Annotated in this window: 21 protein-coding genes; 16 read left to right on the top strand and 5 right to left on the bottom strand. The window is 68.9% G+C overall.

Features of this window, described 5'->3' with window-relative positions:
• Positions 1-72: 72 nt before the first annotated feature.
• A complete protein-coding gene (locus AU195_RS10705) occupies positions 73-498 on the bottom strand; it encodes a DUF5318 domain-containing protein (RefSeq protein WP_011562743.1) in 426 nt (141 codons plus the stop codon).
• A 111-nt stretch (positions 499-609) separates the two neighbouring features.
• On the opposite strand from AU195_RS10705, the gene AU195_RS10700 reads away from it, so the two are divergent.
• From AU195_RS10700 to AU195_RS10685, 4 genes are all read left to right on the top strand, one after another.
• A complete protein-coding gene (locus tag AU195_RS10700; RefSeq protein ID WP_059159048.1) occupies positions 610-1,491 on the top strand; it encodes a DUF1707 SHOCT-like domain-containing protein in 882 nt (293 codons plus the stop codon).
• A gap of 134 nt (positions 1,492-1,625) precedes the next feature.
• Complete coding sequence (locus AU195_RS10695) at positions 1,626-2,171, top strand: PadR family transcriptional regulator (protein ID WP_059159093.1); 546 nt, start codon at positions 1,626-1,628, stop codon at positions 2,169-2,171.
• Between the two features lie 69 nt (positions 2,172-2,240).
• Entirely contained in the window at positions 2,241-3,320 is a 1,080-nt protein-coding gene (locus AU195_RS10690; RefSeq protein ID WP_059159047.1) for an inositol-3-phosphate synthase, read from the top strand.
• Between the two features lie 98 nt (positions 3,321-3,418).
• Complete coding sequence (locus tag AU195_RS10685) at positions 3,419-4,315, top strand: Rv0045c family esterase (protein WP_059159046.1); 897 nt, start codon at positions 3,419-3,421, stop codon at positions 4,313-4,315.
• Here AU195_RS10685 and AU195_RS10680 read toward each other — a convergent pair.
• Positions 4,306-6,051: a cadherin-like domain-containing protein gene (locus AU195_RS10680; RefSeq protein ID WP_059159045.1), complete on the bottom strand. Its 1,746-nt coding sequence runs from the start codon at positions 6,049-6,051 to the stop codon at positions 4,306-4,308. The genes AU195_RS10685 and AU195_RS10680 overlap by 10 nt on opposite strands.
• A gap of 208 nt (positions 6,052-6,259) precedes the next feature.
• Between AU195_RS10680 and AU195_RS10675 the strand changes: the two genes are divergently transcribed.
• Genes AU195_RS10675 through AU195_RS10645 form a run of 7 tightly spaced genes read left to right on the top strand, consistent with a single transcriptional unit; the run spans position 6,260 to position 14,022 of the window.
• Positions 6,260-8,359, top strand: a complete 2,100-nt coding sequence (locus tag AU195_RS10675) for a PhoX family protein (RefSeq protein ID WP_059159044.1) — start codon at positions 6,260-6,262, stop codon at positions 8,357-8,359.
• A 25-nt stretch (positions 8,360-8,384) separates the two neighbouring features.
• The gene (locus tag AU195_RS10670; protein ID WP_059159043.1) at positions 8,385-9,461 is read left to right on the top strand and encodes a hypothetical protein; all 1,077 of its coding nucleotides are present in this window, start codon (positions 8,385-8,387) and stop codon (positions 9,459-9,461) included.
• Positions 9,462-9,505: 44 nt separating this feature from the next.
• Positions 9,506-10,303 (top strand): LLM class F420-dependent oxidoreductase, encoded by a 798-nt coding sequence (locus tag AU195_RS10665; RefSeq protein ID WP_059159042.1) that lies wholly within the window; start codon positions 9,506-9,508, stop codon positions 10,301-10,303.
• Positions 10,304-10,319: 16 nt separating this feature from the next.
• The gene (locus AU195_RS10660; RefSeq protein WP_059159041.1) at positions 10,320-10,982 is read left to right on the top strand and encodes a GntR family transcriptional regulator; all 663 of its coding nucleotides are present in this window, start codon (positions 10,320-10,322) and stop codon (positions 10,980-10,982) included.
• A 10-nt stretch (positions 10,983-10,992) separates the two neighbouring features.
• Entirely contained in the window at positions 10,993-12,768 is a 1,776-nt protein-coding gene (locus tag AU195_RS10655) for an ABC transporter substrate-binding protein/permease (protein WP_059159040.1), read from the top strand.
• The gene (locus AU195_RS10650) at positions 12,768-13,511 is read left to right on the top strand and encodes an amino acid ABC transporter ATP-binding protein (protein WP_059159039.1); all 744 of its coding nucleotides are present in this window, start codon (positions 12,768-12,770) and stop codon (positions 13,509-13,511) included. Before AU195_RS10655 ends, AU195_RS10650 begins: the two co-directional genes overlap by 1 nt.
• A 52-nt stretch (positions 13,512-13,563) precedes the next feature.
• Entirely contained in the window at positions 13,564-14,022 is a 459-nt protein-coding gene (locus AU195_RS10645; RefSeq protein WP_059159038.1) for a MarR family winged helix-turn-helix transcriptional regulator, read from the top strand.
• 3 nt (positions 14,023-14,025) lie between these two features.
• On the opposite strand, the gene ggh is transcribed toward AU195_RS10645, so the two are convergent.
• Positions 14,026-15,366, bottom strand: coding sequence for a glucosylglycerate hydrolase (gene ggh, locus AU195_RS10640; RefSeq protein ID WP_059159037.1), 1,341 nt, complete (start codon positions 15,364-15,366; stop codon positions 14,026-14,028).
• A gap of 54 nt (positions 15,367-15,420) precedes the next feature.
• Between ggh and AU195_RS10635 the strand changes: the two genes are divergently transcribed.
• On the top strand, positions 15,421-16,086 hold the full coding sequence (locus AU195_RS10635; protein ID WP_059159036.1) for an SDR family oxidoreductase: 666 nt from the start codon (positions 15,421-15,423) through the stop codon (positions 16,084-16,086).
• Positions 16,087-16,140: 54 nt separating this feature from the next.
• Here the strand turns inward: AU195_RS10635 and leuS are convergent, their stop codons facing one another.
• Positions 16,141-19,005: a leucine--tRNA ligase gene (gene leuS, locus AU195_RS10630; protein ID WP_059159035.1), complete on the bottom strand. Its 2,865-nt coding sequence runs from the start codon at positions 19,003-19,005 to the stop codon at positions 16,141-16,143.
• Between the two features lie 221 nt (positions 19,006-19,226).
• On the opposite strand from leuS, the gene AU195_RS10625 reads away from it, so the two are divergent.
• Both AU195_RS10625 and AU195_RS10620 read left to right on the top strand, forming a co-directional pair.
• Positions 19,227-20,129: an LpqN/LpqT family lipoprotein gene (locus tag AU195_RS10625; protein ID WP_059159034.1), complete on the top strand. Its 903-nt coding sequence runs from the start codon at positions 19,227-19,229 to the stop codon at positions 20,127-20,129.
• A 70-nt stretch (positions 20,130-20,199) separates the two neighbouring features.
• The gene (locus AU195_RS10620) at positions 20,200-20,550 is read left to right on the top strand and encodes a hypothetical protein (RefSeq protein ID WP_059159033.1); all 351 of its coding nucleotides are present in this window, start codon (positions 20,200-20,202) and stop codon (positions 20,548-20,550) included.
• A gap of 1 nt (position 20,551) precedes the next feature.
• Here the strand turns inward: AU195_RS10620 and AU195_RS10615 are convergent, their stop codons facing one another.
• Complete coding sequence (locus AU195_RS10615) at positions 20,552-21,166, bottom strand: YqgE/AlgH family protein (RefSeq protein WP_172800542.1); 615 nt, start codon at positions 21,164-21,166, stop codon at positions 20,552-20,554.
• A 127-nt stretch (positions 21,167-21,293) separates the two neighbouring features.
• On the opposite strand from AU195_RS10615, the gene AU195_RS10610 reads away from it, so the two are divergent.
• Together AU195_RS10610 and AU195_RS10605 are read left to right on the top strand one after the other, a co-directional pair.
• Complete coding sequence (locus AU195_RS10610; protein WP_059159032.1) at positions 21,294-22,574, top strand: MFS transporter; 1,281 nt, start codon at positions 21,294-21,296, stop codon at positions 22,572-22,574.
• A gap of 10 nt (positions 22,575-22,584) precedes the next feature.
• Positions 22,585-22,936 (top strand): maleylpyruvate isomerase family mycothiol-dependent enzyme (locus AU195_RS10605; RefSeq protein ID WP_157531103.1); only part of this gene is annotated, 352 nt, incomplete at its 3' end.

Raw genomic sequence — 22,936 nt, 5'->3', positions numbered from 1 at the left:
GGCGGCGCACCGACACGGTCAGCCGAATGTCCCCTGCGGACATCGTCGACCGGCCGTTCGTGGCGCCCTTCGCTATTCACTCGCCGTACGCGCGCTCTTGCGCGCCGGCCGGGTACCGCGCGGGGCCTTGGGCGGCCGCACCGCGCCGAGCACATACGACTTCACCAGATGATTCCATTCACAGGTTCGGCATACCTCCACCACATGTACGGAGAACTCGTCGAACTTGGTGGCCAACAGGACCAGCTCCTCGGCGGTGCGCGCCGACCCCGACACCGGGCCGAGGTGGTCACCGAACACCCACGACACGAGCGTCAACTGCTCTTTACGGCAAATCGGGCACATCACCGAACTGGGCTTGCCATGGAACTTCGCGGCGCGCAGCAGGTAGGGGTTGGCGTCGCAGACCTCCGAGACGCCGGTGCGCCCCGAGTAGACCTCGGCCAGCAGGGACCGGCGCCGGAGCGCGTAGTCCACCACCTGTCTCTGCAATCGCACGGTGACCAGAGTACGTCGGCCCACTCGGGGCCGAGTGTGAGACGCCGCAACGTCACCGCCGATTCCGTGTCTGGTCTGCGGTATCGCCCACCGAACTCTTACGATCTCGGCGTGGCAGTGAGCAGCTCAGGGCGGCCGACCGCGGGGACCCGGGCGAAGGACAGCGACCGCAACGACACGTGCCAGGTGCTCGACACCGCGCTCAGCGAGGGCCAGCTGTCGATGGCCGAGCACGGGGAGCGGGTCAAGGCCGCGACCCACGCCGCGACGCTGGGCGATCTGCAGGCGCTGGTGTCGGATCTGCAGACCGGCAACGCACCGGTACAACTGCCCGACCTGAGCAGGCCCAAGCCACCGCGCCGCATCTCCGCGCCGACGGGCTGGGGGGTGAAGGCGGCGATGGCCGTCGTCCTCGTCGTGCTCGGCATGTGCATCGGCTGGGGGCTCTACGGCAACACCAGTTCGCCGTTGGACTTCCAGAGCGACCCGGGCGCCAAATCGGACGGCATCGAACCCGTGGTGCTCACCCCGCCGCGGCAGTTGCAGTCCCTCAACGGATTCACCGGGCTGTTCGAGCAGATGCGGCAGCGGTTCGGCAGCACGATGGGCTACGAACTGGACATCCACCCCGACTACGCGTCGCTGGACCGGCCGGACCCGACCGACAACCGGCGCCAGCAGAACTACGACTACCGCGGCGGCTGGGGCGACCCGTGGGGTTCGCCCAGCACCCTGAGCAGCGACGACCGGCTCGTCGACCTGGCGAGGTTCGACTACGAGAAGACCCTCGCGGTGATGCGGGGCGCGCCCGACACCCTCGGCATGAACCGCGCCGACGTCACCGACACCTGGGTACGCGTCGGACCGTCCGGCGACCCGGCGACCCCCGATCTCGTGGCCGTCGAGATCATCGCCAACAGCGACTTCGGCACCGGGCGGATCGAGTTGTTCCCGGACGGCACCACCAAGGCGATCTGGCCGCCGAGCAGCTGAGCGGCCGGTCCAGGTGACCGGCAGGCAAACAGCAGGCAACGCCCGATGTGGCGTCGAATATATCGGCGCGATACTATTCAACGAGGTGTCGATGCGTCGTAGCGACGGTGCAGATCGTGAGGGGGTGGTTCCGGGTGCTGGAACTCGCCATTCTCGGTCTGCTGCTCGAATCCCCGATGCACGGCTATGAACTGCGTAAACGCCTGACCGGTCTGCTCGGTGCGTTCCGCGCCTTCTCGTACGGTTCGCTGTACCCGGCGTTGCGCCGCATGCAGGTCGACGGGTTGATCGTCGAGGACGCCGCGCCCGCGGGCACGGTGACGCGTCGACGGGCCCGGCGGGTCTACCAGCTCACCGACGCCGGCAAGCAGCGCTTCGCCGAACTCGTGGCGGACACCGGCCCGCAGAACTACTCCGATGACGGATTCGGTGTGCATCTCGCCTTCTTCAACCGCACTCCGGCGGAAGCCAGGATGCGGATCCTCGAGGGTCGCCGTCGTCAGGTGGAGGAACGTCGCGAGGGTCTGCGTGAAGCAGTTGCGCGGGCCAGCAGCTCATTCGACCGATACACCCGGCAGTTGCACCAGTTGGGGTTGGAGTCCAGCGAGCGCGAAGTGAAGTGGCTCAACGAACTCATCGCGGCGGAACGTCTCGGGCAGGGGAGTCCGGACAACTCGTGAGCACAGCCTTGAACCGGGGCGACCACAGACAGCACCACCGAATTTCAGTACGAGAGGGAGAGAACGGCCATGACTGAGCACGCAGGAGACATCCGGGTCGCCATCGTCGGCGTCGGCAACTGCGCGTCCTCGCTGGTACAGGGCGTCCAGTACTACAAGGACGCGGACGAGAACGCGTCCGTGCCCGGTCTGATGCATGTGCGCTTCGGGCCGTATCACGTCCGCGACGTCAAGTTCGTCGCCGCCTTCGACGTCGACGCCAAGAAGGTGGGCTTCGACCTGTCCGAGGCGATCTTCGCCTCCGAGAACAACACCATCAAGATCGCCGACGTGCCGCCCAGCGACGTGATCGTGCAGCGCGGCCCGACCCTCGACGGCATCGGCAAGTACTACGCCGACACGATCGAGGTGTCCGACGCCGACGCCGTCGACGTGGTCAAGGCGCTCAAGGACGCCAACGTCGACGTGCTGGTGTCCTACCTCCCGGTGGGTTCCGAAGAGGCCGACAAGTTCTACGCCCAGTGCGCGATCGACGCCGGCGTGGCCTTCGTCAACGCGCTGCCGGTGTTCATCGCGTCCGACCCGGTGTGGGCCAAGAAGTTCGAAGACGCCGGGGTGCCGATCGTCGGCGACGACATCAAGAGCCAGGTCGGCGCCACCATCACCCACCGCGTGATGGCCAAGCTGTTCGAGGACCGCGGCGTGCAGCTCGACCGCACCATGCAGCTCAACGTCGGCGGCAACATGGACTTCCTCAACATGCTCGAGCGTTCGCGGCTGGAGTCGAAGAAGATCTCCAAGACCCAGGCCGTCACCAGCAACCTGCAGCGTGAGTTCAACACCAAGGACGTCCACATCGGCCCGTCCGACCACGTCGGCTGGCTCGACGACCGCAAGTGGGCCTACGTCCGCCTCGAGGGTCGTGCCTTCGGTGACGTGCCGCTGAACCTGGAGTACAAGCTCGAGGTGTGGGATTCGCCGAACTCGGCCGGCGTCATCATCGACGCGGTCCGCGCGGCGAAGATCGCCAAGGACCGCGGTGTCGGCGGCCCCGTCGTCGCCGCGTCGGCCTACCTGATGAAGAGCCCGCCGCAGCAGCTGCCCGACGACGTCGCCCGCACGCAGCTGGAGACCTTCATCGAAGGCTGATCCCTCCTACACTTTCGCGCCCAAACGAACGTTTGGGCGCGTTTGTGTGAGTGCGGTCCGCCATTTCGTCGATCTCGGCGACGCGATTAGATGGACGGGTGATCTCCGACGACGAACTGCCGAACCTCGACGAATTCGCCCTGCTCCACGAGAACGCCGAGCAGATCGGCGTCTCCGAGATCCCGCCGGCGGCGCGCATCGAGGCCGGACCGATCAGCGCCATCAAATGGGGCGACGACGATCCGCGCGTGGTGTTCCTGCACGGCGGCGGACAGAACGCGCACACCTGGGACACCGTCGTGCTCGGCCTGGGCATGCCCGCGCTCGCGATCGACCTCCCCGGCCACGGCCGCTCGGCGTGGCGGGAGGACGGCGACTACGGACCGAAGCTCAACGCCGAGACGCTGCGGCCCGTCCTGCGGGGGTGGGCGCCGCAGCCGCGGCTGGTCGTCGGAATGTCTCTGGGCGGATTGACCGCCCTGCGCATCGCGGCCACCGAACCCGCGCTGGTGCCCGAACTGGTGCTCGTCGACGTCACCCCGTCGGCGCCCGAACGCCACGAGCAGATGACCAAGGCCCAGCTCGGCGCCGTCGCGCTGGTACAGGGCGACCGCACCTTCCCCTCGTTCGAGGCGATGCTCGACGTCACCGTCGCCGCCTCCCCGCACCGTGACCGGAACTCGTTGCGCCGCGGGGTTTTTCACAACTCCAAGCGTCTCGACGACGGCACCTGGACGTGGCGCTACGACTCGTTCCGCAAAGGCGACGGGTTCGAAGGGCTATGGGACGACGTCCCCTCGATCACCATGCCCACGACGCTCGTGCGCGGCGCCAAGTCGTTCTTCGTCAACGACGAGGACGCCGAGGCATTCGCCAACGGCGCGCCCGGCTTTCGGCGGACCCACGTGGTCGAGAACTCCGGGCACTCCGTCCAGGGTGATCAGCCGCGGGCGCTGGTCGACATCCTGCGCGGAGTGCTCGCCGGTCAGAGCTGAACGAGCGGTGCGCTCACCCGGTATCCGAGGTCCCTCAGCATCCCGAGTTCGACCGGACTCAACGCCCGCACGATGAACCCGGTACCGGACATGGCGTTCATGACCTTCTGGTCGGGACCGGTGAACGTGAAGTCGTCCAGGTGGTGCATCGAGCTGCCGGGCCGCCACGGCGCCGGCGTGAAGAGCGGGACGAAACCGCCGTAGGCCGCAACGGCGTTGGATCCGCCGAAGTACAGGCCGCCGTTCTCTCCGACCAGATTCGGGTCGTACTGACTGTCCCAGACATAGTCGGCGCCGATCGGTCTGACGCCGTCAGCCGTCACGATGAAGCGGTCGTAGATCACCCGGTTGCCCCCGCTGTTCGTGCCCGGCCGGGTCACCGTGCTCATGAAGCCGAGCGAATGCAGGATCTCGTGGATCGCGGTCGAGGTGAAGTCGTACTCGTCGCTGCCGACCGTATCGCCCAGAGCCCACGCATTGCCGAAATTGAAAGCGATCTCGCCGTCGGCCGCGGCACCGTTCGAATCGATTCCGGTTTGCAACTTGTTCTGCACCACCGTCCGCCAGTAACCCGCCTCCTCGCTCGTGAGGTCGCTGTCGGCCCACGCCAGGGTCGTCGACTCCGCGTCGTCCTCCCCCATGACGTTGTAGGTGACGGTCACTGCTCGCGTGACCATGAAGTACTCCACCAATTCGTCGGCCACTCTGCCCAGCGCCTCGCGCCGCTCAGGAGTCCAGTGGTCGGCCCCCGTGGTGTAGGCGAACGCGAACGTGATCGCACGCTGGTTGACCAGGTTGTCGGCGCTGGTGCCGACCCGACGGAACGGGTCGAGCAGGTTGACATGCGGCCCGACGTCGACGGCGACGACGCGGAAGGTGTCCACACCGTCGAAATCCGTTCCGGGCGTGTAGGTATAGGTGCCGTCGGCGTTGACATGCACCGACCCGGATTGCGGCCCCCGGGTGACGACGTAGATCAGCCGGTCGCCATCGGGATCGACCGCGCCGATCGTTCCGACGACCGGGCCGTCGACCTTGCCGCTGATCTGGATCGGCGCGACGTTCGGCGCCTGGTTGAAGAAGGTGCGCCGGGTCGCCCAGAGCGCACCCTCGAGGTGGTATTTGGCCTGGTTGTCGACCGGCAGGGAATTGATCCAGCCCCGCGAGTCGTCGGTCCAGGTCGAGATCGCCCGTCCGGTGACATCGCTCCAGCTGCCCGACGACGGCGCCTTGGGTGCCAGCGACCGCGCCTGCGGTTGCGACGTCGCCTCGGGGACAACGGCTTCGGTGATGGTGCGCACGGCCGATGTGGTGTCCCTGTCGTCCGACGCGTCGTCCGAGGCGTCGTCCGCCACCTCGACGTCCGCTGGGTCCTCGACGTCGTCGTCCTCGACATCCTCGTCGAGGTCTTCGTCGGTCGAGTCGTCGTCGAGATCGTCGGTGTCGCCCTCATCGGCGTCCGCCTCTTCGGCGTCGTCGGCGTCGTCGCTCTCGTCAGCGTCCGCGTCGGTGTCCTCCGCCGCAGACGACGCGGGCGCGGGTTTGTCGTCCGAGGCGGATGCGCTCGCCGAAGTCGAGGTCTCCCCCGCGGTGTCCGCGGCGGCCGTACCGACCTGCGGACCCAGCAGCGAGAAGCCGAGCAACCCCGCCCCGACGCCTGCCGACGCCGCCCCCAGCTGCAGCCAACGCCGAACCGCAAAGCTCTCCGATCGACGCACCCCCCGATGACCCGCCATGATTTGACCCCTCCGTTATTTATGTGCGGGAAACGTATACCGTGCGAAGGGACGACGACAGCAAATTCGTTGAAATCGCAACCGTGTGTCGCCCGCCGGACAACCGGTTGTTCACCTGTTGATCGCCTGCTGCACGCCCGCCTGCCGTAGGTTTCGCGCGATCGGCCGCTCAGCCCGCGGCCGTGTGGAGGGAAGGAACCTGCCTGCCATGGCGCTAGTGCCGCTGAATCTCCTTGTGTCGCATGACGGTAGGTCGAAGCGACAGCACATCACCTGCCGCTACAAGTGCGGTGACGCCTGTTGGAAGCCGGTGCCCAACACCAGCGACAATGCGTACTTCGGCGACGTCGCCAAGGCGGTGTCCCGCCGGTCGATGCTGCAAGCCACCGGCGTCACCGTGCTGGCCGTCGGCGCCGGATCGGTGCTCGCCGCGTGCGGGAGTGACGAGCAACCCGCCGCCACGCCGACGACGTCGGACGCACCGGCGGAGTCGCCGGCGGGTATGAAGTTCACCTCGGTCGCCCCCAACAGCGAGGACGCGGTCGTCATCCCCGAGGGATACCAGCAGGCGGTCGTCATCAGCTGGGGCGACCCGATCCTGCCGAACGCGCCGAAGTTCGACGTCACCAAGCAGACCGGCGCCGCGCAGCGCGGTCAGTTCGGCTTCAACAACGACTTCGCCGGCCTGCTGCCGATAGAGGGCCAGCAGAACCGCTTCCTGCTGGTGACCAATTTCGAGTACGTGGACCCGGTGTTCATGTTCCCCGGCTACAACCCCGACGCCCCGACCCGCGAGCACTTCGACGTCGAGATCGCCGCGGTCGGCATGGGTGTCGTCGAGGTAGAGCGCACGCCGCAGGGGTTGAGGCCGGTGATGGGCCGCTACAACCGTCGCATCACCGCCGACACCCCGATGACCCTGACGGGCCCCGCCGCCGGAACCGACTTCGCGAAGACGGCCGCGGACCCGACGGGACGGACCATCGCCGGCACCTTCGCCAACTGTGCGGGCGCCGTAACGCCTTGGGGCACAGTGCTTTCGGGTGAGGAAAACTTCCAGGATTACTTCGGCGCCGCCGAGGGCGCGCCGCCGCCGGCTCCAGTCGACGCCGACCGCCTCGACCGCTACGGCGTCTCGCTGGAACCGACCGCCCTGCTGTGGGAGACCTTCGACCCTCGCTTCGACCTGACGCAGACGCCCAACGAGCCGAACCGGTTCGGCTACGTCGTCGAACTCAATCCGTGGGACCCCGACTCGGTCCCGGTCAAGCATTCCGCAATGGGCCGGCTCAAGCACGAGGGCGCCAACATCTACGTCACCGACGACGGCACCGTGATCGCCTACACCGGTGACGACGAGCGCTTCGACTACATGTACAAGTTCGTCTCCAGCAAGAAGATGCAGCCGGGGACCAGGGCGAGCGGAGCGATGGGGGATGGATACGACCCGGCCGCGATGGCGCACAACATGACCATCCTGGACGAGGGCACGCTGTATGTCGCCAAGCTGACCAGCGACATCCCGGCCAACGAGATCGACGGCTCGGGCAAGCTGCCGTCGAAGGGTTCGTTCACCGGCAGCGGCACCTGGATCCCGCTGCTGCGTTCGGGCCCCGGCGGTCAGGCCGAGTCGTTGGTCGCCGGGATCTCCGCCCAGGAAGCCGCGGTGTTCACCCGCATGGCCGCCGACAAGGCCGGCGCCACGAAGATGGACCGGCCCGAGGACTTCGAGGCCAACCCCAAGACCGGCAAGGTCTACGTCGCCCTCACCAACAACGACGAACGGGGCGCGGACGGCGAGGCGCCGCCCGATGCGGCCAATCCGCGCAACGACAACAAGAGTGGGCAGGTCCTCGAGATCACCGACAACCCCGCCGGCACCGATTTCACGTGGGACCTGCTGCTCGTCTGTGGTGACCCGGCGGCCGCCGACACCTACTTCGCCGGGTTCGACAAGACGAAGGTCAGCCCGATCTCCTGCCCGGACAACCTGGCGTTCGACGGTCACGGCAACCTGTGGATCTCCACCGACGGCAACGCGCTCGACTCCAACGACGGCCTGTTCGCCGTCGCGCTGGACGGCCCGAACCGCGGCGAGACCAAGCAGTTCCTCACCGTGCCGTTGGGCGCGGAGACCTGTGGGCCGATCGTCAGGGACGACGTGGTGATGGTGGCGGTCCAACATCCGGGCGAGAACGACGACAACAGCATCGACAACCCGCTGTCGCGATGGCCCGAGGGCGGCAACGGAACCGCGCGGCCGTCGATGGTGGCGGTGTGGAAGAACGACGGGCAGATCGGCGTCTAAGCGCGGTGACCGCTAGCATCTCCGGGTGACGTCGTCGGCGCTTACCACTGTTGATCTCGCCCACTCGGGCAACGAGGCTTCAGACCTGGTACACGTCGACAACCAGGCGCTGCTCGACGCACACGGGTGGGATCTCGGGTTCTGGACGGTGCTCGACGAGGGTTCGGTCGAGGATTCGATCGCGGTACTCGGCCATGCCGCAGGGGCGGCGCCCGACAGCGGCTGGGAAATCCACCCCCTGCCTGCCCGAGCCGGTGCGGAGACGGGTCGGACCGAGGACGCCGAGGCGGTCGCGCGGCACGACGGCTGGCTCTACGTGGTGGGTTCGCATTACGGATCCAAGGCGGGTCCGCTGCAGGCCAAGCGCGCCTTCATCGCCCGATTCGACGAGCAGTCGATCGACCGCAGGGTGCCCGAGGCGGAGCTGGCGATCGAGATCCGCCGCAACCGATTCCGCCTGCACCGGCTGATCAACGACGCGCTGGACGCTTCGCGGGTCGTCGCGATCACGCCCGGAGACAGCGTGCGCACCCGTTTCATCGCGCGCACCATCGAGCGTGGCACCCAACGCAGCAAGACCTGGACCGACCGGTTGACCGAGCGGGACGTCCCGATCAACATCGAGGGTGCCGCCTTCCGCCCCAACGGGAATCTGCTGCTCGCGTTGCGGTTTCCCACCACCGCGGACGGTGAGCCGATCCTGGTCGAAATGTCCGGCGTGCCCGCCATGTTCGAGGCGGACGAGACGTGGCCGACCGTCGAGCACGTGTGGGAGTTGACCGGCGTGTCGCCGCCTGGCGCTCTGGTCGGCTTCCGCGCTCTTTCGCATTCGGGCGGTGACACCTACCACGCGATCATCGGCTCGATCGACGCCTCCGACAAGGGTTCGGTTCTGCTAGAGGACCACCCCGAGGGCGCCGCGGAACATTGCTCACATTGGCGTTTCACGTTGCCGGCCGACGACCACCGCGACACCGGCGTGCCGGCCGAGATGGTCCGAGACTTCCCCGGCCTGCGCAATGTCGAGGGCATCGCCGTCGAATCCGGGCAGGCGTTCTACGTCACCGACGAGGACCACCGCATCCAGGTGCGATTCGGCTGAAGATCGGCAACCGCCTCGGCGACCGGCGGACTACGGTGGTTTGCGTGACCTCCCCCACTGCCTTCCCCGTGCGCATCGGTGTCCAACTGCAGCCCCAGCACTCATCCGAGTACCGTCACATCCGCGACGCGGTGCGCCGCTGTGAGGACCTCGGCGTCGACGTCGCGTTCAACTGGGACCACTTCTTCCCGCTCTACGGTGATCCGGACGGCGCCCACTACGAATGCTGGACCATGTTGGCGGCGTGGGCGGAGCAGACCTCGCGCATCGAGATCGGTGCGTTGGTGACCTGCAACTCGTACCGCAACCCGGAGTTGCTGGCCGACATGGCCCGCACGGTCGACCACATCAGCGAGGGGCGGCTGATCCTGGGTATCGGCTCCGGCTGGAAGCAGAAGGACTACGACGAGTACGGCTACGAATTCGGCACGGCCGGAAGCAGACTCGACGATCTGGCGCAGGCGCTGCCGCGGATCAAGGCGCGGTTGGCGAAGCTCAATCCCGCGCCGACGCGCGAGATCCCCATCCTCATCGGCGGCCAGGGTGAGCGCAAGACGTTGCGTCTGGTCGCCGAATACGCCGACATCTGGCACGGTTTCACCGATCGCACCACCTATCCCGCCAAGGCCGAGGTTCTCGACCGGCACTGCGCCGACGTCGGCCGCGACCCCTCGGCCGTCGAACGCTCCTCGGGCGTGCCCGAGAGCGGGAAGGACGCGATGCTCGCCGAAGCGGATGCGCTCGTCGGTCTGGGCGTCACCCTGCTAACCGTCGGTGTCAACGGCCCGGACTACGACCTGACCGCCGCCGAAGCGCTGTGCCGCTGGCGGGACAGCCGATAACGATCCGCACGCGCGGATGCCGAAACGCTACGGAGTCAAGGAGAAGGACCAGGTCGTCGCGCACGTCGTCGACCTGGTGATGACCGGCCGACTGCGCGGCGGCCACCGCATCGACCGCAACGCCATCGCCGAGACACTCGGGGTGAGCCGCGTGCCGATCCAGGAGGCGATGGTCCAGCTCGAACACGACGGAATCGTGTCGACGCGATATCACCGGGGCGCGTTCGTCGAACGCTTCGACGCCGCGACGCTGCACGAACACCACGAGTTGTACGGCGTGCTCAACGGGATCGCCGCTGCCCGCGCGGCCGCCGACCCCGGCCCGGACCTGCTCGCCGAGCTCGACGACGCGCTGCAGCACATGCGAAAGGGTAAGGACCGCAGGACCTTCCACGAGAGCTGCCAACGGTTCCGCGACGTCGTCAACAACGCGCACGCCGGTCCGCGACTGCACGCGGCGATCCGCGCGTCGCAGTGTTTCGCGGCGTCGGACTTCTGGCTCTCCTATCCGCGGGTGCGGGCGGAGTTCCTGCCGTTTTATCAGCAGGAGGCGACGGCCATCGCCGACCGGGACCCGGCCGGCGCGCGCACCGCCTGCCTCGAACGGTCCGACCTCATGGCCACGATCATGGTCGCCGAGCTGACCCGCCGGGGTGTGCTGGCAAGCCCCGGTGGTTAGGTTCAGACCCATGAACGTCGGACGGATCGCCGCACTGATCACGACCATGCTGATGGTGATCACCCTGTGTGGCGCCGCGCCGGCGGGCGCGCAGGTCGACCAATGTGCGCCGCCGGGTGTGGAGAGCGCCAGCGCGCTGCCGACCAACCTCGCGGCCGCCGCACAGGGGCCGGAGGCCGACCGCTACACCACCCCGACCGTGCGGCCGCTCGACAGCGTCGACGTCGACGCGCTGGGGCTCGGCACACCAGGTGTGCTGACCGTCGGGACACTGTCCGACGCGCCGCCCAGCATCTGCATCGACTCCGCCGGTCAGTTCACCGGATTCGACAACGAACTGCTGCGCGCGATCGCCGGGAAACTCGGCCTGCAGGTCAACTTCGTCGGTACCGAGTTCTCCGGGCTGCTCGCGCAGACCGCGGCGCGGCGCTTCGACGTCGGCTCGTCGTCGATCACCACCACCGACGCGCGCAGGCGCACCGTCGGCTTCACCAACGGCTACGACTTCGGCTACTTCTCGCTGGTGGTGCCCAGCGGTTCACCGATCGACGGGTTCGGGAAACTGGGGCCGGGCCAGCGCATCGGCGTCGTCCAGGGCACGGTGCAGGAGGCCTACGTCGTCGACACGCTGCGCCTGCAGCCGGTGATCTTCCCCGACTACAACACCGTCTACGCCAGCCTCAAGACCCGGCAGATCGATGCGTGGGTGGCGCCGTCGGCGCAGGCCGAAGGCACGGTCCAGGCCGGCGACCCGGCCCAGATCATCGAGAACACGTTCAGCCTCGACAACTTCATCGCCTACGCCGTCGCCAAGGAGAACCAGCCGCTGATCGACGCGCTCAACTCGGGGCTGGACGCGGTGATCGCCGACGGGACCTGGGCGCGGCTGTACTCGGACTGGGTGCCGCGCGCCCTGCCGCCCGGGTGGAAGCCCGGTTCGAAGGCGGCGCCCGCACCCGAGCTGCCGGACTTCCAGGCGATCGCCGCGCAGCAGCAGGAGACCGATGCCGGCCCCGCCGCGCCGAAATCGACGTTGCGCCAACTCTCCGACTCGTTCCTCAACTGGGATCTCTACAAGCAGGCGATCCCGGACCTGCTCAAGACCGGCCTGCCGAACACGCTGATCCTCACCGTCAGCGCCGCGATCATCGGCCTCGTGCTCGGGATGGCGCTGGCGGTCGCCGGGATCTCGAGGTCCCGGCTGCTGCGGTGGCCGGCGCGGATCTACACCGACATCTTCCGCGGCCTGCCCGAAGTGGTGATCATCCTGCTCATCGGCCTCGGCGTCGGACCGATCGTCGGCGGGTTGACCGGTAACAACCCGTTTCCGCTCGGCATCGCGGCGCTCGGGTTGATGGCCGCGGCCTACATCGGCGAGATCTTCCGGTCCGGCATCCAGAGTGTGGAGACCGGACAGCTCGAGGCGTCCCGCGCGCTGGGCTTCAGCTACTCGTCGTCGATGCGGCTGGTGGTGATCCCGCAGGGCGTGCGGCGCGTGCTGCCCGCGCTGATGAACCAGTTCATCTCACTGCTCAAGGCGTCCTCGCTGGTGTACTTCCTCGGGCTGGTGGCCGACCAGCGCGAACTGTTCCAGGTCGGCCGTGACCTCAACGCCCAGACCGGGAGCCTGTCGCCGCTCGTCGCGGCGGGCCTGTTCTACCTCCTGCTGACCATTCCGCTGACCCACCTGGTGAACTACGTCGACGCGCGGCTGCGCCGCGGGCGGCGACCCACCGAAGAGGATCCGCCCACCCTCCAACCCGCGGCGACCCAGGAGATGATCTGATGGCCGACGCATCGGTCGACCCGGTTTCGCTGAGCGCCAGCGACATTCACGTCGCCTTCGGACCCAACAAGGTGCTGCGCGGAGTCGACATCGACGTCCCGGCCGGAACCACCGCGGCGGTCATCGGGCCGTCGGGCTCGGGGAAGTCGACGCTGCTGCGGACCCTCAACCGGCTCTACGAACCCGACCGCGGCGACATCCTGCTCGACGGACGCTCGGTGCTCGAGGACAACCCCGACGAGCTGCGGCAGCGGATCGGGATGGTGTTCCAGCAGTTCAACCTGTTCCCGCACCGCAGCGTGCTCGACAACGTGACGCTGGCCCCCCGCAAGCTCAAACGGCTGCCCGCCGACGAGGCCCGCGAACTCGGCCTGGCCCAACTCGACCGCGTCGGATTGCGGCAGAAGGCCGAGGTGCGGCCCGGCACGCTGTCCGGTGGTCAGCAGCAGCGGGTCGCGATCGCCCGCGCGCTCGCGATGTCACCGCAGATCATGTTCTTCGACGAGGCCACCTCGGCGCTGGACCCGGAGCTGGTCAAGGGCATCCTCGCGCTGATGGCCGAGCTGGCCGCGGACGGGATGACCATGGTGGTGGTCACCCATGAGATGGGCTTCGCGCGGTCGACCGCCGACTCGGTGGTGTTCATGGATCAGGGGCAGGTCGTGGAGGCCGGGCCGCCGGAGCAGATCTTCGACGCGGCGCAGACCGACCGGTTGCAGCGGTTCCTGTCACAGGTGCTGTGAATTAACGGCCAAAGCCAAATCGGCAGGCCCGGACACGTTAGACTGGCGAACTATGGTCGAGACGCAGGCGCAGGTCACCGAGCTGGCAGGTGAGCTGCAGCGTGTGCTGTCGAAGGTGTTCTCCGTCCTGCGCCGCGGCGACGCCAACCGGGGTACCGAAGGCGGCGATCTGACGCTGGCCCAGCTGTCCATCCTGCTCACGCTGCTCGACTGCGGCCCGATCCGGATGACCGAGCTGGCCGCCCACGAACGCGTCCGCACGCCCACCACGACCGTCGCGATCCGCCGGCTGGAGAAACTCGGCCTGGTCAAGCGCTCCCGGGACCCCTCGGACCTGCGGGCCGTGCTGGTCGAGGTCACACCCGAAGGCCTGGTGCAGCACCGGGAGGCGCTCGCCACGCGTCGCGCCCACCTGGCCACGCTGCTGGCGAAGCTCAGCGACGAGGAACTCGACACGCTGGCCAAGGCGCTGGCACCGCTGGAACGCCTCGCCGAACAGCACGAGGACTAGGCGTCACCCGAGCCAGTCCAGCACCGCCGCGGCCGTCCACGACTGCTGCATACTGCCCAGCGGTTCGCCGGTGAAGGGTTCGTAGTACTCGGCGAACGACCCGTCGCTGGCCTGGCGCAACCCCTCGTGCCGCAGCACCCGGGCGCGTTCGGCCCACCCGCGCCGAGCGAAGCACCACGCGAACAGCCACGTCATCACCGGCCAGATCGGACCGCGCCAGTACTCCCGGGGCCGGAAGTCGCGCGACACCGGCGACGTCGACGGGATGCAGGCGTACTTCAGGTCGGGGTGCCCGCAGAACCGCGGCCCCTCCAGCAGGCGCAGCAAGGCCCGCTCCCGGTTGTGCGGCAGGCCCCCGCACAGCAGCGGCGCGAACTGCGCGACGGTCTCGGTGGCCACCCACTTGTCGGCGCGGACATCGAAATCCCTTGCCGCACCGGTGCGTTGGTCGGTCGTCTCGATGACGCCGGTGCGGAACCGCTCGGCCCACGAGTACAGGTCGCGCACGTCGGCGTTCGGGCGCTTGTAGTCCTCCCCGATCTCGGCGAGCACCTGACACGCCACCGAGAAGATCGCCGAGACGAACACGTCCTCGACGGCGAAGCTCATCACCTTCGGGAGCAGGTGGTCGTCGTAGCGCGCGGACTTCATCTCCTCGAGCAGCCAGAGATACCGGTCGTATTCGTGATCGGACGGCCGCTGGGTGGCGTCGGTGTTGATCTTGTTGTCCTCGCGCTGATATTCCGGCACGGCACCGGGAATCACCTTGGCGTAGGCGGCATCCCATCGCGGGGAGTTGTCCATGCCGGACTCCCAGCCGTGGTAGAGCGTGACGCGCCCACGGCCGTTCTGGTCGCGGCATTCGGCCAGCCAGCGGTGCCAGCGCACCAGATCACCCCAGCGGCGGTCCAGGAACGCCTCGGCCACCTGGCGGGTCGACCGGCCGCGGGTGCGCGCGTGGTCAAGGATGCGCTGCACCGCGATCGCGTGGACGGGCGGCTGCGTGATACCCGAGGTGCGCCGGGTGCGCGGCGCGTCGGCGGCCAGGGCGGAGGTCGCCCAGCGCGCCGGGCCCGGGAAGTAGCCGTCCACCCCGTTGGCGAACACGATGTGCGGGATCATCCCGTTGCGCCACTGCGCCGAGAGCAGCGTGTCGAGTTCGACGACGGCGCGCTCGACGCTCAGCGGCGCCAGCCCGATCGCCACGAACGCCGCGTCCCAACTCCACATGTGCGGGTACAGCAGGGGCGCCGCGGTGGTCATGGATCCCAGGTCGTTGCCGCGCAGGAGGTACGCGGCGCGGGCCGCGAGTTGCGTGGGCGCGAAGCTGGGATCGTGTGGCATCCGTTCAATCATGCGACCGCAGGGCGTTTCGCGCAGGTCGGTAGGGTTGGCGACATGCCGACCGCGATGATTACTGGCGCTTCGCGCGGGCTCGGGGCGGCCATCGCGACCGCGCTCGCGCCCACGCACACCCTGTTCCTGGCCGGGCGGGCGTCGGCGCAACTCGACGAGGTCGCCCAGCGGCTCGGCGCCACCACCTGGGAGATCGACTTCGACGACGTCGACGCGATCCCGGCCGCCGTCGAACCGATCGTCGAACTCGACGTGCTCGTCCACAACGCCGGGGTGGCCTATCCGGCGCGGGTCGCCGAGTCCACCGTCGACGAGTGGCGAGCGACCATGAACGTCAACGTGATCGGCGCCGTCGCGCTCACGCTGGCCCTGCTGCCTGCGCTGCGCGCGGCGGACGGTCAGGTCGTGTTCATCAACTCCGGGTCGGGGATCAACGCCTCCCCGGGCCTGGCGTCGTATTCGGCGAGCAAGTTCGCGCTGCGGTCGTTCGCCGACTCGCTGCGCAACGACGAGGCCGGCCTACGGGTCACCTCCGTGCACCCGGGCCGCATCGCGACCGAGATGCAGCAGGATCTGCGGGCGTACGAGGGCCGCGACTACGACCCGGCCGACTTCCTCAGCGCGGAGACCGTCGCCCGGGTGACGGCGGACGCGATCACCGCGCCTGCCGATGCGCACATCCACGAGGTGATCGTCCGTCCCCGCTGAGTTCCGCGATTTCGGTGCGCACACGTGCGGTGAGCGTACGTTTGCGCGCCGAAATCACAGGACGAGGTTGACCAGGCGGCCGGGGACCACGATCACCTTCTTCGGCGTCGCGCCGTCGAGGAACGCCAGCACCTTCTCGTCGGCCAGCGCCGCCGCCTCGAGCGTGTCCCTACCGGCGTCGGCCTCGACGGTGATCCGGCTGCGCACCTTGCCGTTGACCTGCACCGGGTATTCGACCGTGTCGGTGACCAGATACTGCGGATCGGCCACCGGGAACGGACCGTGCGCCAGCGACGTGTCGTTGCCCATCCGCCGCCACAGCTCCTCGGCCAGATGCGGCGCCAGCGGCGCGACCATCAACACCAGCGGTTCGATGGCCGCCCGTGCGGTCACCCCCTCCTTCGTGAGGTGGTTGGTGTACTCGATCAGCTTGGCCGCCGCGGTGTTGTTGCGAAGCGCCGCATAGTCTTCCGACACGCCGGCGACCGTGCGGTGCAGGACTCTCAGCGTGTCGGTGTCGAGCGCCTCGTGGTTGGCCACCCGGACCGCGCCGGTCTGCTCGTCGACCACCAGCCGCCACACGCGCTGCAGGAACCGGTGCGCCCCCACGACGTCCTTGGTCGCCCACGGCCGCGAGGCCTCCAGCGGACCCATCGACATCTCGTAGACGCGAAGCGTGTCGGCGCCGTAGTTGTCGCAGATCTCGTCCGGCGACACCGAGTTCTTCAGGCTCTTGCCGATCTTGCCGAACTCCTGGAAGACCTCCATTTCGCCCTCTGGGGCGGAGTACCAGAACTTGCCGTCGCGCTCGACGACGTCGGCGGCCGGGACGTAGGACCCGCGCGAGTCGGTGTAGGCGAACGCCTGGATGTAGCCCTGGTTGACCAGCCTTCGGTAGGGCTCCCGCGAACTCACGTGGCCCAGGTCGTAGAGCACCTTGTGCCAGAACCGCGAGTACAGCAGGTGCAGCACGGCGTGCTCGACGCCGCCGACGTAGAGGTCGACCCCGCCGGGGTCCTGCGGCCCGTGGAGGTCCGGCCGCGGACCCATCCAGTACGCCTCGTTCTCCTTGGCGCACAACGCCTCTTTGTTCAGCGGATCGGTGTAGCGCAGCTCGTACCAGGAGCTGCCCGCCCACTGTGGCATGACGTTGGTGTCGCGGGTGTAGGTCTGCAGACCGTCGCCGAGGTCGAGTTCGACGTGCACCCAGTCGGTGGCCTTGTTCAGCGGCGGATTCGGTTCGCTGTCCGCGTCGTCCGGGTCGAACAGCACCGGCGAGTAGTCCGGGACGTCCGGAAGCTCCACCGGCAGGGCGGATTCCGGCAGCGGGTGGGCACGGCCGTCGCTGTCGTAGACGATCGGGAACGGCTCACCCCAGTACCGCTGGCGCGCGAAAAGCCAGTCGCGCAGCTTGTATTCGACGCGGGCCCGGCCGTGGCCGTCGGCGACCAGCCGTTCGGTGATGGCCGCCTTCGCGGTCGCCACGTCCATCCCGTCGAGATAGTCGGAGTTCACCATCGTGCCGTCACCGCTGTAGGCGGCCTGGGTGATGTCGCCGCCGGCGACCACCTCGACGATGGGCAGCCCGAACTCGGTCGCGAACTCCCAGTCCCGCTGGTCGCCGCTGGGCACCGCCATGATGGCGCCGGTGCCGTATCCGATCAGCACGTAGTCGGCGATGAAGATCGGAACCTGTTGCCCGTTGGCCGGATTCGTCGCGTATGCGCCCAGGAACGCGCCGGTCTTGGTCTTGTTCTCCTGGCGCTCCAGATCGCTCTTGGCGGCGATCGACGCGCGGTAGGCGGCGACCGCCTCCCCCGGTGTCGCCGCCCCGAACGTCCAGCGGTCGTCCACCCCGTCGGGCCACTGGGCGGCCGTCAACTGCTCGACCAGCGGATGCTCGGGCGCCAACACCAGATACGTCGCGCCGAACAGCGTGTCGGGACGGGTGGTGAACACCTCGATGTCGCCGGCGTCGGTGCCGAAGAGGACCTCCGCGCCGGTGGAGCGGCCGATCCAGTTGCGCTGCATCGTCTTCACCTTGTCCGGCCAGTCGAGGACGTCCAGGTCCTCGAGCAGGCGGTCGGAGTAGGCGGTGATGCGCATCATCCACTGCCGCAACCGTTTCCGGAACACCGGGAAGTTGCCGCGGTCGCTGCGCCCGTCGGCGGTGACCTCTTCGTTGGCCAGCACGGTGCCCAGCCCGGGGCACCAGTTGACCACCGAGTCGGCGCGGTAGACCAGCCGGTGGGAGTCGACCACGTCGGCGCGCTCGCCGGCGCTCAGGTCCGCCCACTGCCTGCCGTCGTCGAGTGCGCGGGCGCCGGAGGAGAACTCACCGATCAGCTCGGCGATCGGGCGCGCCTTGTTGGCGTCGCGGTCGAACCAGGCGTTGTAGATCTGCAGGAAGATCCACTGCGTCCAGGTGTAGAAGTCGACGTCGGTGGTGGAGAAGCTGCGCCGGGTGTCGTGACCCAGCCCGAGCCGACCCAGCTGGCGACGGAAGTTGACGATGTTGGCCTCGGTGCGGATCCGCGGATGGGTGCCGGTCTGGACGGCGTACTGCTCGGCGGGCAGACCGAACGCGTCGAAACCCAAGGCGTGCAGCACGTTGCGGCCCGTCATCCGGTAGTACCGCGCGTACACGTCGGTGGCGATGTAGCCCAGCGGATGTCCGACGTGCAGCCCCTCACCCGACGGGTACGGGAACATGTCCTGGACGAACATCTTGTCGGCGGGCACCGCGCCGTCCGGCGGGGCCAGCTCACCGACCGGGTTCGGCACGTTGAAGGTGCCCTGGGCCGCCCACGTCTGCTGCCACGCGTCCTCGATCCGCCCCGCGAGCTCAGCGGTGTAGCGGTGCTGCGGGAGGTCGACATCAGCGGCCCGGTCGGGCCGGGCGGTCGGGGTTTCGGTCACCTCACCAGGGTATAAGGAGAGTTCTGCCGCCCATGCGGGCCCACGTGACCGCGGTGAACGCCCACGCAGGACACGTCTCGGTATCGGTTCCGTTGCGGCGAAGTCAGGGGTTGATCCCAGGTCGGTTCCAGCCCTGGTGAGCGCCATCGGCCCGTGGTTACAGTCGGCGCCTGACCTCAGGGCGTGACGAGCCCGACCACCACGGCAGAAGGACAGCGTCGATGATCGAGAAAGCCCGCCACTGGCGGGTTCTGGCAGGAGGTGTGGCTGCGGGCGTGGCCGGACTGGTCGGCTTCGCCGGTGCAACCGCCACGGCAGAACCCGTCTTCCCCCAACCCCCGGTACCCGGCCCCGCCGTGGTGGGCGCCGCCCCCGCCGCCCCTGCCGCGGCGCCCGCCGCGGTGCCGGAGTCGGCGACGCTCCCCGGCCTCACCGGTGCGGTGATCAGCCCCAGCGCGGGCACGGCGCCCGCGGGCGTCGCGCCGCCGGCCCCGGCCATCCTGCCCGCCTCGTCCGGCACGATCGCCGAGTTCTTCCGCGCCAAGGGCGTCGCCATGCAGCCGCAGGTGGCGCGCGACTTCAACGCGCTCAACATCACGCTGCCGATGCCCCGGGGCTGGGCCTACATCCCGGACCCCAACGTCCCCGAGGCGTTCGCGGTGATCGCCGACCGTGTCGGTGGTGATGGGCTGTACTCGTCGAACGCGCAGCTCAAGGTATACAAGCTGATCGGCGCCTTCAACCCCGACGAGGCGATCAGCCACGGCTTCATCGACAGCCAGATGCTGCCGGCGTGGCGGTCCACCGATGCGTCGCTGGCGCCCTACAACGGGATGCCGTCCTCGCTGATCGAGGGCACCTACCGCGAGAACTCGATGACGCTCAACACCTCGCGCAGGCACCTGATCGCGTCGTCCGGGCCGGACCGCTACCTGGTGTCCCTGGCGGTCACCACCACCGTCGACCAGGCCGTCCCGGCCGCGGACGCCACCGACGCGATCGTGACCGGGTTCAAGGTGACCTCACCCACCGCGCAGCCCGCGGTCGCACCGCCCCCGCCGGCACCCGCGGCGCCGCCGGCACCCGGGTTGGCACCGCTGCCGCAGCCCCTCGGGCTGCCCTGATACGACGTCCCCCGGGCGTGCCTGGCGCCCGGGGGGCGCCCAATAACCGCGCCTCGTATTCTTGTGACCCATGGTCTTCGTAGCGGTGCTGTGCCTGTGTGCCGCCGTCGCGGTCGGCGCCCTCGGGATGTGGCTGCTGACGCGGCCGCGTTCGGCCGATCCCCGTCAGCAGATCCTGCGGGCGGTGGCCCCCACTCAACTCGCGGCAGCGGTGATGCTGGCGGCCGGTGGCGTGGTGGCGCTGGCCGCTCCGTCCGAGACGGGTGTGCTCGCGGTGGCCGCCTGCGGTGTCGGGGCCGTCGCGACGGTCGCCGCCGGCTGCTGGCAGAGCGCGAAGGTGGTCGCCCGCAGTGAAGCCGCGGTGGCCGCCGACGCGGACTGCGCCGGCTCGTGCGCCAGTTGCGTGCTGTCCTGCCGGTGAGCTAGTTGCGGCTGACGTCGATCGGATGGGTCGCCAACAGCGACAGCGGTAGCGGCTGACGGCGCAACACGCGCGCCCAGAGATCCACCCGGGATTCGATGAGCACGTCAGAAGGCAACGCCGACAACACGATCCAGTCGTCGCGCTCGATCTCACCCTCGAGTTGGCCGATGGTCCAGCCGGAGTACCCGGCGAAGATCCGCACTCCCTCGAGCACCGGCGCCAGCGGTTCGGGGTCCGCGTCGAGGTCGACCATCACCATGCGGCCCTGCACGTGCCGCAGGCCCGGCACACCGGTGGCCGCCACGCCGGCGCGCAACGTGGCCAGGCACAGCGCGGCGTCGCGTTTCACCGGCCCGCCGATGAACATCGTCTTGGGTTTGGCGGCCAGTTTCGCCCACTGCGGCAGCACGTTGTAGACCGCGGTCTCGCTCGGCCGGTTCAGGACCACTCCGAGGGTTCCGCCGTCGTTGTGTTCGACGATGTAGATGACGCTGCGCCGGAACGTCGGCTCGAGGAGATCGGTGTTGGCGAGCAGCAGCGTTCCCGCCCGCACCCGCTGTGCCGCGGGGGCGATGAAGTCCTCGGGATCCTCTGACTGCGCCACGTTCACCATCATGTCACCGGCTCGGTGCCGATGTGGCGGACAAGCCAGGCCCGCGCAGACATTTGTACTGTGGATGCGGTGCCGCGCACCTCAGCGCCTCGGGCATCCATTCCGCCGGAACAGGACGTGATCTCTCGTGGCTGACGCTCGCGCACTCGTCGCGGTCTGGCGGTCGGTGCGTGGACTCACCGAATTCCGGCGGCTGCTCGAACTGCGGGCCGTCAGCCAGTTCGGGGACGGGTTGTTCCAGGCCGGTCTGGCCGGGGCCATCCTGTTCAACCCCGACCGCGCGGCCGGGCCGTGGGCGATCGCCGGATCGTTCGCGGTGCTGTTCCTGCCGTACTCACTGCTGGGGCCGTTCGCCGGCGCGCTGCTCGACCGGTGGGACCGGCGGCTCGTTCTGATCGGGGCGAACTCGGCGCGGCTGATCCTGGTCCTGGGGGTGGCCGGCTTACTCGCCGCCCGGGTCGGTGACCTTCCGATCCTGTTGGGCGCCTTGATCGTCAACGGTTTCACCCGCTTCGTGTCCTCGGGGCTGTCGGCGGCGCTACCGCATGTCGTGCCGCGCGAGCAGGTGGTGGCGATGAACTCCGTCGCGGCCGCCACCGGCGCGGTCGCGGCGTTCCTCGGCGCGAACTTCATGCTGTTGCCCCGCTGGGTGTTCGGCGACGACGACACCGGTGCCTCGGTGATCATCCTGATCGTCGCGCTGCCGGTGGCGCTGGCGCTGCTGCTGTCGGTGCGCATCGGCTCGCACGTGCTAGGCCCGGACGACAGCGTGCGCGCCGTGCACGGTTCGGTCGTCTACGCGGTCGCGACGGGATGGGTGCACGGTCTGCGGACCGTGCTGTCGGTGCCCACGGTCGCGGCCACACTGTCCGGACTCGGCGCCCACCGCGTGGTGTTCGGGATCAACACGCTGCTGGTGCTGGTGATCGTGCGGCACAGTGACACCACAGCCGTCGCCGGTCTCGGCACCGCGGTGCTGTTCGTCGCCGCCACGGGTGCCGGCTCGTTCCTCGCCACGATCGCGACGCCGTCGCTGATCACCCGATGGGGCCGATACCGCACCGCCAACGGCGCGCTCGTCGCCGCGGCCGCCATCCAGTTGGCCGCGGTCGGACTGCACCTACCCGTGATGGTGATCTGCGGATCGCTGCTCGGCGCGGCCGGGCAGGTCGTCAAACTCTGCGCGGACACCGCGATGCAGATCGACGTCGACGACGCCCTGCGCGGGCACGTCTTCACCGTTCAGGATTCGCTGTTCTGGATCGCGTTCATCGGCGCCATCGCCGCCGCGGCGGGGATCATCCCGCCCGACGGGCACGCCCCCGGCCTGGCCGCCGCCGGGGCGGGCGTCTACCTCGCCGGACTGGCGCTGCACGCCGCACTGGGCCGACAGACGCCGCGCAATTAGTCTGCACTCCATGGCCGCCGCTGACTCCATCGTCGCCGACCTGCGGGCCGAGAGCGACGACCTCGACGCGCTGGTCGCCGGCCTCCCCGACTCGGCGTGGTCGACGATGACCCCGGCGCCGGGGTGGACCATCGCCCATCAGATCGCCCACCTGCTGTGGACCGACCGCGTAGCGCTGTTGTCGGTGCGTGACGAAGCCGGCTTCAACGTCGTACTCGGTGAGGCCGCCGAGGATCCCTCCGGATTCGTCGACCGCGCCGCCGAAGACCTGGCGACCACGCCGCCGGCGGAACTCCTGGCGGACTGGCGGGTCACCCGCGGTCTGCTGCACGACGCCCTGCTCACCGTCGCCGACGGTCGCA

Source organism: Mycobacterium sp. IS-1496, assembly GCF_001499995.1.
In the GTDB taxonomy this organism is placed as follows: Bacteria; Actinomycetota; Actinomycetes; order Mycobacteriales; family Mycobacteriaceae; genus Mycobacterium.
The sequence above is the reverse complement of the archived record's forward strand: the minus strand, read 5'-3'. Positions and strand labels throughout refer to the sequence as shown.